This is a genomic window from Leptotrichia trevisanii DSM 22070 (assembly GCF_000482505.1).
Lineage (GTDB): Bacteria > Fusobacteriota > Fusobacteriia > Fusobacteriales > Leptotrichiaceae > Leptotrichia > Leptotrichia trevisanii.
This window is the reverse complement of sequence record NZ_AXVL01000006.1, coordinates 75438-91287: the sequence shown is the minus strand read 5'-3', so window position 1 is coordinate 91287 and position 15850 is coordinate 75438. Positions and strand designations below refer to the sequence as shown.

Sequence of the window (15850 nt, the reverse complement as noted above, 5' to 3'; positions counted from 1 at the left end):
TTTTTGATAATTTTATAAAATGAAAAATAAGGGAGTTGATAAATATGTGTACAATAAATGCACCTCACAGACACGATACAGTAGGAAGTTTTTTAAGACCTGAAAGATTGAAAAAAGCTAGAAATGATTTTGAAAAGGGAAAAATTGACAGAGAAGAATTGACGAAAGTTGAAGATGAAGAAATTAAAAAAATTGTGAATAAGCAGATTGAACTAGGATATACAAGTGTTACGGATGGGGAATTTAGACGTAGTTACTGGCATTTGGACTTTTTCTGGGGATTCAATGGAATTGGGCATGTGCATGCTGATAAAGGTTACGAATTTAATGGTGTTGTTACCCGTGATGATACTGCGATTGTTACTGGAAAAATTAGTGGGGAAAATCATCCATTTGTGAAACATTATACATTTTTGCGAGATTTAGTAAAAGATAAAAAAGGTGTGGAAGCTAGATTTACGATACCTGCTCCAGCACAATTTTATGCAGAATTAGTAAGGGAAGATAAACATGTGGCGGCACTTCTTAAAGTTTATCCTGATTTTATAGGATTGGAAGACGATATTGTCAGTGCCTACAAAACTGTTATAAATGACTTGTATAACGAAGGACTTAGAACTTTGCAAATTGATGACTGTACTTGGGGTTGTCTTGTAGACGATGACTTTATTGCTTCGTTTATTGAAAAAAGTGATAGGGATAAAGAAATTATTAGGCAAGAATTTGCAGAAAAATTTCTAAATATAAACAACAGGGTATTTCAAAATAATCCAGAAGATTTGATAATTAATACGCATGTTTGCCGTGGAAATTATGCTTCTACCTGGTTTGGAAAAGGCGGATACGATAAAATTGCAGATGAGCTTTTTGGGAAAGAAGATGTAAATGCCTATTATTTGGAATTTGATACAGAAAGAGCAGGTACTTTTGAATCACTTGCAAAAGTTTCTGGAGATAAAAAAGTTGTTTTGGGATTAATAACTTCTAAAAATCCAACATTAGAGGAAAAGGAAAGTGTAATTGCACGTATAAAAGAGGCTTCAAAATATGTGCCGCTTGACAGGCTTTATTTGAGTCCACAGTGCGGATTTGCTTCAACAGAGGAAGGAAATAGGCTTACAGAAGAAGAGCAATGGGCAAAACTTAGATTTATTAAGGAAATTTCAGATGAAGTATGGGGAGAAAATTAATAATAATTTGATTTATATTTGTAAAAGTGTGTTGTTTATCACACTTTTTTTTATGAAAATATGTTAAAATAGGTTTGAGAATCAAAATATAATTGAACTTTTTTATGTTATAGTAAAACTGCTTTAAAAATAAACTCAAAAGGCTATGACTATTTTACTCAAACCCTAAATCTATATAATTTTAGTAGTTTAATTTTAAATAGGTTTGAGTATAAATTAACAAAATTAAATATTTCTAAGAGTTGAGAAAAATAGCTATAATTTAAAAATTTGGCATAAAATGTTACTAGTGTATATTATTTAAGCAATAAAATCATATAAAATTTGGTTTTAAAATTTTAATAAAGAAATTTTATTTGGTTGAAAAAAGATTATAAAAAATAGAAGGTGGTTATTATGGCACAGGATATGAAAAATTATCTAAAATTAGATCTTGAGAAAATTGAGAAAATGACTCAAATAAAAAAAGATTATATTGAAGGAAAGACTGATTTTGAGACTACTAAAAAATTGATAAAAGAAAACTTTGACAAGATGACAGCGAGCGAATTTGCTTATTCAGAGCAAAAAATTAAAGAACTTGGATTTGATGACAATACGGTTCATGATAAGATGAATGATGTGTTAGGGCTTTTTGAGGATATTATTGTGAAGGATGAATTTGACTTGCCTGAGGGGCATCCGATAAATACGTATATTTTGGAAAATGAAGCGGCTAGAAAGCTGATTGCGGAAATGAAAGAGGAGTTTGGGAAAAAATTTATAAAGAACAGATGGCTTGAACTTTATGAAAAATTATCTCAATTTAATCCTACCCATCTTGCAAGAAAACAGCATCAATTATTTTCAATATTAGAGAAAAAAGGGTTTGACCGTCCATCAAGAATAATGTGGAGCTTTGATAATAATGTGAGAGATAGCATAAGTGAAGCATATAAATTGCTTGAAAATGATAAAATTGAAGAATTTTTGGAAAAACAGGAAAATGTATGGGAATTGACGCTTGATATTATGCATAAGGAAGAAGAAGTGCTTTTTCCAACTTCGATGAAAATGATTAGTGAAGAAGAATTTAAGCAAATGCGTGCTGGAGATGATGAAATTGGATATTTCCTGATTGATAAACCAACTGGATTTTATTCTGAAAACATAGAAAAACAAGATGACAACAGTAATCAGTCTGTAAAAGAGGAAACTGTAAAATCAGAAACTAATGTTCAGAATAATCAAAATGCTGGAAACTTTATGAATGATCTTGCAAGCCTTATGGCAAAATATAATATGGGAAATCAAAATGAAAATAAGAAAAATGAAGTTTTTGATGTGAAGCAGGGGAAATTGACGATTGAGCAAATTAATCTTATTTTTCAGCATATGCCTGTGGACTTGTCATTTGTTGACGAAAATGAAATTGTGAAATTTTATACGGACACTAAACATAGAGTTTTCCCAAGAAGTGCGGGAGTTATTGGGCGTGATGTTAAAAATTGTCATCCGAGGGAAAGTGTGAGTTCGGTGCTGGAAATAATAGATGCTTTTAGAAAAGGGGAACAGGATGAGATTGACTTCTGGCTGGAAATGCGTGGAAAATTCATTTACATCTATTATGTGGCTGTAAGGGACGAAAATGGTGTGTTTAAAGGTGTTCTGGAAATGATGCAGGATGTTACAAGAATTAGAAGTTTGACAGGGGAAAGAAAACTTGTGACTTGGGAAAATAAAGCTAAAGATGAAAAAAAAGAAGTATTTACAAGTAAATATAATTTGAGTGGAAAAACTGTAATAGGGGACATTGTTAAAAAATATCCTTATATTAAGGAATATATGCCATTAATTTCTCCAGAGTACAAACGTCTTTTAGATCCTGTTCAATATATGATGATGTCTAAAATAGCAACTCTTCAAATGATTGCAATGCGTGGAGAACTGGAACTCGATTACTTGATTATGATGATAGAGGCTAAAATTGATGAGGAAGAAAAGAAAAAATAGGGTTTTAAAAAATATTAAATAAAAATAAAAAAGTATCTGTTTGATAGAAACAAAATCATTCGGATATTTTTTTATTTAATTATTAATTTTAAAAGCCCTAAGGGCTGAGGGGTAGAGGTGAAATTATAGGATTAGGATTATCTGCTTAAACTGTAATAAATAATTTAATAATTGCAATAATGTCTACCATCTTGCCATCTCCTATTATTAAATTGTTTATGAGTTGTGTTAAAACTCACTTATTTGTTATAACAAAAAAGACTGAATATTTCCAGCCTAATTTGTAACACTTTTTTTAACAATTTATAATAGTTTAAACCCTTAGGGTTTTAAGGTAATTTTATTATATCATTTTTTTTAAATTATCAATCAAAATAAAATATTGACATCAATAATATTTTGTAGTAAAATTATTTTATAATCAAAGTATTTTTTGAATAATATAAAAGTATATTATAAAAAAAATAAATTTTAAAGGGAAATTTAAGTTTTAGGTTTGATTTTTAAAAAAATTTAGGTGTTTTAATGAATTGGAATAGGGAGGAAAAGTTATGTTAAAAAAATTAGCGGTTTTGAGTTTTATTGTAGTTGGAATGATGGCGTTTGGGGATGAAAATGATACGTTTAATGTAAAATTGGAAGAGTCGGTTGTAACGGCTACGGGATTTGATGATGTTCAAAGTAATCAGATTAAGAATACGACAATTGTAACGGCTCAGGATATACATGATAAGGGATATAATACTGTGGAGGAAATATTGAAACGTACTCCAGGAGTGAATTTTGTAAATAATGCTTTTGGATATATTGTAGATGTCAGAGGACAGGGAGTTCAGGGAGCTGCTAAAAATGTAAAAGTTCTTGTGGACGGTTCGCCTTTAAACATACTTGATATGTCGCATGCGATTTTACCACTAAATTCTGTTTCAGTGGAAGATATTCAGAAAATAGAAATTATTAACGGTGGAGGAACTGTGCTTTATGGTGGAGGAACTGCTGGTGGAGTAATTAACATCATTACAAAAAAAGGACAGGAAGAAGCTGTAAAAAACAAAGTTTATTATCAAAACAGTTCATTCGATACAAATAAATTTGGATTTGGGACAAGTATCAAATTTACAGATAATTTCTTGCTGGATCTGGCATACGAAAATGTTAATGGGAACGGGTATAGACGTGGAGATAAAAGAGATGGTGAAAATTTAAGAGGTGGATTTACATATAATATCGCTGATAATCAAACTTTGAGATTTAGAGCGACAAGATATAAGGAAGAATCAAATGAAACAAGTGGAATAACTAAGGTTCAGCTTGAACAAGACAGAAAACAGCCTGGAACTACTTTGACAGATTCTACTTTGGACAGAACAGAATATAGCTTGAACTATGACATTAAACCAACTGATAATTTGACATTTTCATTGTTAGGATATAATCAGAAAACAATTAGGGATTATGATCAGGATTCGCCTGCTGGAAGAATGACACATAAGACGGATGGACAATTTAAGGATAGAAAAACAGGAGTTGACTTAAAAGGTAAGTATAATTATGGAGTGGGAGATATTATTTTTGGGTATGAATATATAAAAAATAACTCAAACAGAAGTGCCTATGGAGCAATGTATATGAGAAACAGAAGGCTGTTCCCAACATCTACTATTGATATTGATTTACAAAAAAATACACATTCAGCATTTGTACAAGGTAGACACTCATTTACAAATAAATTGGATGGAATTTTGGGATACAGATACGAGCATGCTGATTATGACATTTATAGAACAGACGGAACAAATGTTATAAATAAAAAGTCTAAAAAAAATAATAGTGCTTACGAAACAGGTTTGAACTTTAAATATTCTGATACAGGAAATGTTTATGCAAAATACGAAAGAGGATACAGATCACCAAGTCCAACAGAAATGGTAGATAAATCAGCAAGATACGGATATGTATTAAATAATTTAAAATCTGAAAAATATGATACTTATGAAATTGGTATAAAAGATATGGTTGGGCCATCATTTGTGAGCTTGACAGGATTTTACACTAAGAAAAATGATGAAATTCTTATAAATATGTTAGGGCATGGAATAAACTGGACATATAAAAACTTGCAGGAAACAGAAAGAAAAGGTGTGGAACTGTTTGCAGAGCAATATTTTGGGCCTTTTAGAGTAAATGAGTCAGTTTCTTATGTGGATGCAAAAATTAGTAAGGGTACAGATAAAAATAAAAAAATTCCTTATGTATCAAAAACAAAAGCAACTTTAGGAACGAATTATGAAATTGTAAAAGGACTAAATTTAATGGCGGATTTTAACTACTTCTCAAATTCTGTGGATAGCGACTACGAAAAAATCAAAGGTTACTCTACAACAGATTTAGGGATAAGTTACGCTCATAAAACAGGTTTAGGAGTGCAAGCAGGAATTAAAAACGTATTTGATAAAAAATACTATAAATATAAAAGTGGAGATAGTTATGTTCCTGAATCTGAAAGAACATATTATATTGGTGTAAGTTATAATTTCTAAAAATAATTTTAAATATGGAAAATGGCAGTCAAGCAATTGTTATAAAGTTGTTTGGCTGTATTTTATAAATAAATAAAATTGTTAATTTTTATAAGATACAGTTATTAATAAATATTTTTTCAATAATTTTTATATTTTTTCTTTTTTTATGTGTAAACGGGATCAATCGCCATCCCCTTTTATTTCGCAGTATTAGTTATTTCAATTTCTTTAAATTATAACATCTGAAGATTTTGGCGAAAGTTCTACGCACTAATCCCAGCTTGTCTAAGCATTTTTTTGAAATATTCCCAAATTTTATTTGGGAAAGTAGTCTAAACATTTATTGTTTGGATAAACCTGAATTACTACGAAAACTAAACTCGCTTTTTAATAAAAGTTATTGTCAACTCTTTAAATAATTGCAATTTTAATATTTTGAAAAAGCTCAAACAGTAGTTTTCATTTCAAAAAAATCACGACGATTTTAGTTTAATTACAACAGTTATTTTAATAAAAAATTCTTAAGCAAGATTGTAAAAAATGGAATTAATAGTCTTAAATAAAAAAAGATTAATATAAATTAAGAAAAAAATATTAATAAATGCAGATAAGGAATAAAAGATGGAAATTGAAAGTAGAAAAGTAAAATGTAAAAAGCGTGATAGTAATACGTGGAAAATGTATTCTGGAATAACAATTTTTATAATTGTAGTGGCATTTTTGTCTTTGAAAATAGGAACTGTGGATATTTCGGCAAAAGATATATTTAGGAGTCTTTTAGGTGGGAAAATGGGGGATGAATCGATGAAATCAATAATAATTGATGTGAGGTTTCCGAGAATTATTATGGCGGTATTGATTGGGATGCTGCTGGCTAGTTCGGGGACAGTTGTGCAGTCGGTTTTTCAGAATCCATTGGCGGATCCTTATATAATTGGTATTTCGGCTAGTGCTACGCTTGGAGCTGTTATTGCGTATGTCCTTAATTTTCCTGATGTTATGTATGGAATTTGTGGGTTTATTGTATCGGTTATCGTGGCATTGATAATTTTTAGGATTTCAAGAAGCAGGACTAGGACGGATGTGGCGGTGCTTCTAATTGTTGGGATTGCGATTTCATCTTTTTTAGGGGCATTTACGTCGTTCAGTATGTATTTGATTGGGCAGGATTCTTTTAGAATAGTAACATGGATGATGGGATATATGGGAAGTGCTTCTTGGCTGAAAATCGGAGTTCTTATGATACCTCTTGTAGTTTCTGTTGTTTATTTTTATTTGAAAAGATATGAGATGGATTTACTGATGAGTGGGGATGAAGAGGCACATTCGCTTGGAGTGAACGTGGATGGGCTAAAAAGGAATTTATTGATTGTTTCGGCACTGATTGTTGGCTTTTCTGTGGCATTTACTGGAATGATAGGATTTGTTGGGCTGATTGCACCACATACGGTAAGGCTTGTGCTAAAAAGTGGAAGTAATACTAGGTTACTGCCTTTAGCAACATTGGGTGGAGGGCTGTTTTTGCTGATTTGTGATACGATTGGACGTACAATTTTGGCACCGACGGAAATTCCGATAGGAGTGGTAACTTCATTTTTTGGAGCACCATTTTTTCTATATTTGGCGATAAGAAGGAAAAAAGATGGATAGGATGAGTAGTGGAAATAATAATTCAGAAATTTCGATAAAAAATGTAAGTTTTAGCTATGATAATTCCCAAAAAAAGATAATTGATGGATTAAATATAAATATAAAAAAAGGTGAATTTGTCGGGATTCTTGGTGCAAATGGGAGTGGAAAATCGACACTTTTGAAAATGGTTTTGAAATATTTTCCGATAGAAACGGGGAATATTGAGATTTATGACAAAAATATCAGTTTGTATAGTCCTAAGGAAATGGCAAAAATAATAAGTTTTGTTCCTCAAAAGTCAGCTTTGAATATGCCGATAAGTGTAATTGAAATGGTTTATATGGGACGTACGCCACATATTAAGAATAAGTGGATTGGTTTTGATAAAGAAGATGAGCGGAAGGTAAATGAGATTTTGGAAAAGTTGCAACTTGAAAAATTTAGGGACAGATCGATTTTTTCACTTTCAGGTGGAGAATTTCAGCGTGCTTTGCTGGCAAGGGCATTAGTGCAGGAAACGAGGATTATTCTACTGGATGAGCCGACTTCTGCATTGGATATGAATTATGCTCTTGAAATTATGAAGCTTACATCGGATTTTGTGAAGGAGAAAAAGATTACGGCTGTTATGGTTTTACACGATCTGAATCTGGCTTCGATGTACTGTGATAATGTGATGTTTTTAAAGGATGGAAAAATTGCATATTCAGGGAGTCCAAAGGAGCTTTACAAAAAGGAAGTTTTTTCTGAAATTTATGGATTTGAATGTGAGATTGTGGAAAATAATGAACTTTTGTATGTAATACCTAAAAAAATTTAATAGGAAAGGATGGAGAAAATGAAAAAAATAATAAAAAACTCTTTTTATTTTGCATTGCTAGTTATTTCAATATTTGTGATTTCTTGTTCAAAGAAAAATGCTGAAAATGGTAAAAAGAGGGAAAATAAAAAATATAATAGGATTGTTGTGCTGGATCCTGCGACTGTTGAAATGATTTATATGCTTGGAGCAGAAGATAAAATCGTGGGAGTTGCCAATTTGGAGCGTTCAAAGGTATGGCCTGAAGAAAAGGTTGCAAAACTTGAGAGTGTGGGAACTTTTATGAAGCCGTCGCTTGAAAAAATAATAGCCCTAAAGCCTGATCTGGTTATAATGTCAGCCCTTACAGGCGAAGAGTTGAATAATGGGCTTAAATCAAATAATATTGAGACAAAAAGAGTTCAGGCAAATTCGATAGAAGAAATATTTACCAATTTTCTGGAAGTGGCAAAAATGCTTGGGAAAGAAAATGAAGCAAATAAAATAATCGCTGAAAAAAAAGCAAAGCTGGAAGAAATTAAAAAGATAGCAACTGGTAATAAAAAAGGACTGTTTGTTATGTCAGTTTCCCCGCTTATGGTGTTTGGAAACGATAATTTACCAAATGACATAATGAAATTGCTGAATATTAAGAATATCGCAGAAAATCAGAAGGGGAGAAATCCGATTGTAACGCCTGAATTTATAATAAAGGAAAATCCAGACATCATAATTACATTATTACCAAATCCATCTCAAATTGTGGCTACAAATCCACAGTTAAAAAATGTGAATGCAATAAAAAACAGCAAATTTATTGTTGTAAATTCATCACAAATTTTAAGAGGTTCGCCAAGAACTATTGATCAGATTGAAGAAATTGCAAAAGCGGTTGCAAAGTAAGAATTTGAGGATAATTTATTAAATCAAAATAGAAGGAGTGAAAAAAATGGATATAAGCATAGAAAGAATTTTGGATCACATGAATAACGATCATGAAGATGTTTTGCCTTTGTATGTAAGGCATTTTTGTAAGAGAGAAGATGTGAAGGAAGCAAAGCTGATTGATGTGAATGAAGAGGGGATGACTTTACTTGTAAACGGGAATGAGAGAGTTCAGATTGAATTTACGAAAAAGACTGATTTTAAAGGGATTCATTTGGAAATGATAAAGATGGCAAAGATTGCAAGAAGAGCCTTGAATGTACCTGCACCTGAGCATTATAAGGATAAAGGGCATCAAGAAGAAGAAAAAATGAAAATGGAAATAAGTGATTTTATTGGAAACTTTAAATCAGTTATAATTGGAACTGTGTCGGAAGAAGGAGAGCCGAATGCAAGTTATGCACCATTTTTTAAGTATCACGGGGACAGTTACTTATATGTTAATGAAACAGAAGCATATTTTGAAAATTTTAAGAAAAATGGGAAAGCAAGTTTGCTGTTTATTCAGGATGAAGGACAGGCAATGGTGCCGTCAATGCGACAAAGAGTTACATATAATGCAGAAATTCAATTTTTAGAAAAAAATGATTACTATAATGAAATTTTGGACGAATTTCAGAAAAATGACTTTTCAATACAAATGACTAGAAACGTGCCAGTTTTTCACTTGGTAAGAGCAAAATTGGCAAGTGGAAGATATGTGAAAGGACCTAGACAGGCTTTTGACATCACAAAGGACAGAAGAGTTGTGGAAGTTACGCTGGGAGCAACGGAAAACAGCTGAAAAGAAATGCCAAAGGAAATGCGAAAAGGTGAAATTTCAGAGCCAAATTTGGAGGAGCAGGGAATTTTCCCAAAAAGATTTAAGTCACATAATGATTCGGCGGGAATTGTATCGGATTATTTCAGGAAAAATAAGAAATTTGGAACAGAAGCGGAACTGCTGGAAAGAATGCAGAAACCTGCGGAAAATGAACTTGGAACAATTTACGTCCATACTCCATACTGCGATAAAATCTGTTCATTTTGCAACTTGAACCGAAAGCAGATTGACAATGATTTGGAAGATTACACAAATTTTCTTGTTTCAGAATTTGAAAAATACGGAAAGACACCTTATATGAAAAGTAAAAAAATAAATGTAATTTTCTTTGGTGGTGGAACACCGACTATTTATAAGGAACACCAGCTGGAACGAATTTTAAAGGCTATAAATAATAACTTTACGTTAACAGACGACTGTGAATTTACATTTGAAACAACATTGCACAACTTAAATCCAAAAAAAATAAAAGTTCTGGAAAAAGGCCGAGTAAATCGGCTAAGTGTTGGAATTCAGACTTTTTCTGACAGAGGAAGGAAGATTCTAAACAGGACTTTTTCAAAGGAAGAAACTGTAAAAAGACTGAAAAATCTTAAAGAGAGTTTTAGTGGAATGGTTTGTACTGATATAATTTACAATTATCCCGATGAAACGGTTGAGGAAGTGCTGGAAGATGCGAGAATCGTGAAGGATCTCAAAATAGATAGCACAAGTTTTTATTCGCTTATGATTTATGAAGGCTCTCAAATGTCTAAGGATATACGAAATAACACATTGGAGTTGAATTATGAACTGAAAAAAGACTTTGAACTGCATGATGCTTTTCTCAAAAGTATGCTTGAAAGTGGAGAATATGAAGTGATGGAGCATACAAAAATTATCAGAAAAGGAAGAGATGAGTATAGATATATAAGAAATACACATCAAGGGAAGGATATTCTGCCGATTGGAGTAGGTGCAGGCGGGAAAATTGATAATTTTGAAATTTTTAGATTAAGTCAGGACAAGGCATTTTATGCAATTTCTTCAGATGAAAATGAACTGAAGATGAAACGAATAAGTGGACTTTTACAGTATCCGAAAGTTTATTTTGACAAATTAAAAGAATATGTTTCCGATGAAATGTTTGATGAAATTTATAAGATTTTTGAAAATTTTGAAAAAAAAGGATACTTGAAAATTCATGAAACTTACACAGAACTCACGCCAGAAGGAATTTTCTGGGGAAACAACATAAGTGCAACAATATTAAAAAAATGTTTAGGAGGTGTAAAGGATGTCAAGCCTAGTAGTCTTTTCCACATCAACAGGAAACACAAGAAAAATAGCTGATGCCATTTTTTCAGCTTTAAAGGATACAGATAAAAAAATAGTGGATGTGAATGAAATAAATAAAGTAAATTTCAATAAATTTGACAAAATTATTATTGGTGGCTGGATTGACAAGGGAGAGATTGATGAAAAAGCCAAAGAGTTTTTGACTAAGCTAAAAAATAAAAAACTAGGACTTTTTGTAACAATGGGTGGAAATCCAGAAACAGACAGGGCGAAAAACTGCTTTCAGGAAATAAAAAAATCATTGGAAAAAAATGGAAACATTGTAGAAAAAATATTTGTATGTCAAGGTGCGATTGATCCTAATCTAATAAATAAATTCCGTGAAATGACAAAACAGGGTATAGTAGGGCCTTTTGCAGCAACTCCAGAAAGAGAAACCAGATGGGCAGAAGCGGTAAAACATCCAGACGAAAAGGATATTGAAAATGCTAAGAGAATATTTGGAGGATTGTAAAATTAAGAATAAAAATAAGGGGGATAAATTGTGAAAATAATTTATGTAATTGCAGGATTACTGGCAGTAACACTGGGATTTATAGGAGCTTTTCTGCCAGGGTTGCCGACGACACCATTTTTATTATTAGCTAGCTTCTGCTTTGCAAAGGGCTCGAGGCGATTTGACAGATGGTTCAAATCAACAAAGCTGTATAAAAACCATCTGGAAGACTTTGAAAAAAACAGAAGTATGAGTTTAAAAGCCAAAATAGGAATATTACTTTTTTCAAGCGGAATGATGCTATTTCCAATAATTAAATTTAGTAATCCTTATGTAAGAGGCATATTTGTTTTGCTGGAAGTTTTTAAATATTATTATTTTATTTTTAAAATAAAAACAAAATTTTAAAACAAGGGAAATAAACGCCTTTCCCTTGCATCTCTGACTAGTTTTTCTTTAAAAAATGAGAATTATATCTTAGAATTGCTTAAAAATATTAGGCTTATATACTTTATTAGAAAAGTTTGTAATAAATTCATTATTAAAATGAGGTTTAGTATAATAAAAATTCTTTTCATTTTATAAAGTCATTGTAAATTTAAATAAAAGCCATAGTCTAGACGTAGGTGGAGGATTTGTGACAATGAGCATTCCTGCGAAAACTAAATAAAGAAAAAAATTTAAAAATTATTTATTAGTAATCATAACTTGATATATTTTAAATAGAAATAATGCTTAAGAATAAATTTTTTAAAAAATATGATATAATAGAAAAAAATAAGTAAATAAAAGATGGGGGAAATAGTAAGATGAAAAATTATTTAAAAGGGATAAATCAAAGACTTGGAAATATTTTGGTGAATATTCGGACTTTGGAGGAATTGGAAAGAAAGACAAAAAGTGTGGTAGATGAAGAGGGGAATGTATTTGAGTACAATCAGAATGTTAAAAAAGTTAATGATTTTATAAAAAAGGGAGAATTTAAAAGGGCGAGAAGTGTTTTGGAAGAGATGAAGGGGCTTCATCGGATGGGGTATTACGAACTTGGGAAGTATTATTATTTTTGTGAGGGGGATTTGAGCAAGGCGGAGAGCAACTTGTATATTGCGTTTGAAAATGGGATTGTGAAGGCTGGGTATTGTTTGGGGTTGTTAGAGGAAAAGAGTGGAAATATAAATTTGGCTAGAAATTGGTATGTTACCAGTTTTAATTTTTCTGAGCAGTCTGTTATGAAGCTGTTTTATTTTGCTATTAGAGAACAGAATTTCTGGGCAATAGATGGATATTTTTATTATTTGTTACAATATGAGGAAAGTGCTAAAAATCTATATGAATTTGCAAAATATTATTTTTGGAGAAATGATTTTGAAAAAATAAGGGAAATTCAGAATAAACTGCTGAATGAAAGCCAGATTTTGTATTTGACAAAAGAAATTTTATACAATGTTGAATGTATGCTTGGGGATGAAAAGAGCAGGGAATATATAAAATTTGTGGAAAATGCTAAAAATTTTGAGAAATTGGGTGAAGTCGAAAGAGCAGAGGAGTTTTATAAAAAATCCATTGAATATAATGAATATGGAAATATAGAACTAGCTAAATTTTATGGAAAATCTGCAGAATTTGATAAATATGAAAAACTAAAAAAGATTTTTAAAAATAATTTTCTAAAACAAATACGAGCAGAATCCTCTTATCAACTTGGAAGATACAGTGAACACCAAAACAATCTTTCCGATGCAATAAACTGGTACGAAATATCTACAAAAAATGAGAATTATAAGTCTTTTTACAGACTTTCAAAATTGCAAAGCCAAAAATTTTCTGAAACAGAAACAAGTTTACAGAATGATTATTTTAAATATTTAAAAAAATCTGCGAATTTAGGATATGGACTAGCAATGATTGAAGTGGTATTTGATTCACATTTAAACAGTCTGGAAAGTTTTGAGGTGGCAGAGAAGATTTTGACACAGAATAATGTTTTTGAATTGACACAGGCAATATCAAATGAGGCGAAAATGATTTATTTTGGGAATGAAATTAAGGAAGTTCTGGAAATAAATTATGAAGAGGAAAAGACAATACAATAAAGGTGTTGGTTAAAAATGAGAAAAAAAGAAAAAACCGTTTTAAATGAATTAATCAAATAAGACGGTTTTTTGCTATTGGTTATAAAATTTAAAATTCTAGTCTTTTTTTACAACAGGTTTTAATGTTCCCAATACGAAAGCTGCTACGATACTTCCAATAATAACTGCTATTAAATATAGGAAGAAGTTGTTGCTCAATGCCATTACTAAAATTCCGCCATGTGGAGCGGGTATTTTTATGTTGAATAAACCTGTCAATGCTCCTGCAATTGCTGAACCAATAACACTTGCTGGAATAACTCTCGTAGGATCTGCCGCCGCATAAGGAATTGCACCTTCTGTAATGAATGAGAATCCCATAATGTAGTTTGTAAGTCCAGCTTCTCTTTCTTCTGCTGTAAATTTATTTTTAAAGATTGATGATGCTAATGCAATTGCGATTGGAGGAACCATTCCGCCTGCCATAACAGCTGCCATTGGTAAACTTCCGCCTGAAGTCATTGTAGCTGCTAATGTTCCAGAACCAAATACATAAGCTGCTTTATTTACAGGGCCTCCCATATCAATAGCCATCATTCCGCCAAGAACTGCACCCAATAGAACAGCGCTTGAACCAGACATTCCGTTTAACCAGGTATTTAAAGCATTGTTAATTATTGCTGCAAAAGGATTTATAACAAGTACCATTGCTATACCTGTAATTAATACTGATAAAACTGGGTATAACAGTATCATTTTTAATCCACTTAAAGATCTTGGCATTCCAGATAATGCTTTTACTAAACCTCGTACAACATATCCTGCTAAAAATCCACCAAGTAACGCACCGATAAATCCAGAACCACCAGCTGAGGCAATAGCTCCCGCTACTAATCCTGCAGCAAGTGCCGCTCTTTCACTAATACTATAAGCAATATATCCAGCTAAAACTGGCACAAATAATCCAAATGCTTGTCCGCCAATATCTTTTAACATTTTAGCTAGTGGTGCTTTAGAACCATATTCTGCTCCAGCTCCACCATTACCAGACAATGTATCTACTAAAAATGCTAATGCAATTAAGATACCTCCACTTATTACTAATGGAAGCATATATGAAACTCCACTTAATAAGTGTTTGTAAAGTCCTTTTTTCTCAGATGAAGATGATTCAGAAGAAGCTGTAGAAGAACCGCTTGCATGGAAAATAGGAGCTTTTCCATCTAAAACTTGCTGAATTAATGCTTTTGCGTTGTTAATTCCTTCTTTTGCCTCTACTTGAATTAATGGTTTTCCATCAAATCTGTCAACTTCAATATTTCTGTTAATTGCTAAAATTACACCTGTAGCTTTTTTAATATCTTCATCAGTTAAGACATTTTTTCTTCCGTCGGCACCGTTTGTTTCAACTTTTATGTTTATTCCCATTTCGTCAGCTGCTTTTTTCAGGGCTTCTGCCGCCATATAAGTGTGAGCAATTCCTGTTGGGCAGGCTGTTGCTGCGATTATGTAAGGAGCGTTTTCATCTGATGAAGTCTGTGCAGGCGCTGCTTCTTTCTTTTCTTCCTCTGCAAATTTTTCTGCCTCGGCCTTGTTGATGATTTCCAATACTTCGTCGGCAGTTTTTGCATTTTCTAATGCCGCCTTAAAATCATCATCCAGTAATAATTGTGATAATCTTGCAAGTGTTTCGATATGAGTGTTGTTCGCACCATCTGGAGCTGCAATCATGAAGAACAGTGTCGCAGGCTCTCCGTCCAATGAATCATAGTCGATTCCTTCAGGCTTTCTTCCCATAGCAAGTGCAGGCTCTTTTACAAATTCTGTTTTCGCATGTGGAATTGCGATTCCTTCCCCAATTCCAGTCGAACTTTGCTCTTCCCTTGCCATCAACGCCTTAACGTAACCGTCATAGTCATTTAAGACACCTGTTTTTTCATGCAATTTTGCAAGTTCTTTAATAACATCTACTTTATTTGTAGATTTTACATCCAGATTTATTCTATCTTTAATCAGTAAATCTGATATTTTCATATTTATACCATCCTTATTAAATTTATTTTTGTATTTAACATAATAAAACCACTTTAAAATTCGATTC

The 15850-nt window shown here is 31.9% G+C and carries 12 protein-coding genes; 11 read left to right on the top strand and 1 reads right to left on the bottom strand.

What is annotated here, in order from left to right; all coding sequences use genetic code 11:
- Positions 1–44 precede the first annotated feature (44 nt).
- The 11 genes from K324_RS0102085 (at position 45) to K324_RS0102035 (ending at position 13770) form a co-directional block, all read left to right on the top strand.
- Positions 45–1190, top strand: coding sequence for a 5-methyltetrahydropteroyltriglutamate--homocysteine S-methyltransferase (locus tag K324_RS0102085; protein ID WP_026747688.1), 1146 nt, complete (start codon positions 45–47; stop codon positions 1188–1190).
- A 396-nt stretch (positions 1191–1586) separates the two neighbouring features.
- Entirely contained in the window at positions 1587–3182 is a 1596-nt protein-coding gene (locus K324_RS0102080) for a PAS domain-containing protein (protein WP_026747687.1), read from the top strand.
- Between the two features lie 551 nt (positions 3183–3733).
- Complete coding sequence (locus K324_RS0102075) at positions 3734–5722, top strand: TonB-dependent receptor (RefSeq protein WP_026747686.1); 1989 nt, start codon at positions 3734–3736, stop codon at positions 5720–5722.
- 660 nt (positions 5723–6382) lie between these two features.
- Positions 6383–7354, top strand: a complete 972-nt coding sequence (locus tag K324_RS0102070; protein WP_026747685.1) for a FecCD family ABC transporter permease — start codon at positions 6383–6385, stop codon at positions 7352–7354.
- The gene (locus tag K324_RS0102065; protein WP_248615322.1) at positions 7347–8156 is read left to right on the top strand and encodes an ABC transporter ATP-binding protein; all 810 of its coding nucleotides are present in this window, start codon (positions 7347–7349) and stop codon (positions 8154–8156) included. Before K324_RS0102070 ends, K324_RS0102065 begins: the two co-directional genes overlap by 8 nt.
- An 18-nt stretch (positions 8157–8174) precedes the next feature.
- On the top strand, positions 8175–9038 hold the full coding sequence (locus K324_RS0102060; RefSeq protein ID WP_026747683.1) for an ABC transporter substrate-binding protein: 864 nt from the start codon (positions 8175–8177) through the stop codon (positions 9036–9038).
- 46 nt (positions 9039–9084) lie between these two features.
- Positions 9085–9864: a DUF2470 domain-containing protein gene (locus K324_RS0102055; RefSeq protein WP_026747682.1), complete on the top strand. Its 780-nt coding sequence runs from the start codon at positions 9085–9087 to the stop codon at positions 9862–9864.
- Between the two features lie 6 nt (positions 9865–9870).
- Positions 9871–11235 (top strand): coproporphyrinogen-III oxidase family protein, encoded by a 1365-nt coding sequence (locus K324_RS0102050; RefSeq protein WP_051354371.1) that lies wholly within the window; start codon positions 9871–9873, stop codon positions 11233–11235.
- Positions 11180–11695: a flavodoxin family protein gene (locus K324_RS0102045; RefSeq protein WP_026747680.1), complete on the top strand. Its 516-nt coding sequence runs from the start codon at positions 11180–11182 to the stop codon at positions 11693–11695. Before K324_RS0102050 ends, K324_RS0102045 begins: the two co-directional genes overlap by 56 nt.
- A 30-nt stretch (positions 11696–11725) precedes the next feature.
- Positions 11726–12085: a YbaN family protein gene (locus tag K324_RS0102040; RefSeq protein ID WP_026747679.1), complete on the top strand. Its 360-nt coding sequence runs from the start codon at positions 11726–11728 to the stop codon at positions 12083–12085.
- Positions 12086–12486: 401 nt separating this feature from the next.
- Complete coding sequence (locus K324_RS0102035) at positions 12487–13770, top strand: tetratricopeptide repeat protein (RefSeq protein ID WP_026747678.1); 1284 nt, start codon at positions 12487–12489, stop codon at positions 13768–13770.
- 96 nt (positions 13771–13866) lie between these two features.
- Here the strand turns inward: K324_RS0102035 and K324_RS0102030 are convergent, their stop codons facing one another.
- The gene (locus K324_RS0102030) at positions 13867–15783 is read right to left on the bottom strand and encodes a PTS fructose transporter subunit IIABC (protein ID WP_026747677.1); all 1917 of its coding nucleotides are present in this window, start codon (positions 15781–15783) and stop codon (positions 13867–13869) included.
- Between the last annotated feature and the right edge of the window lie 67 nt (positions 15784–15850).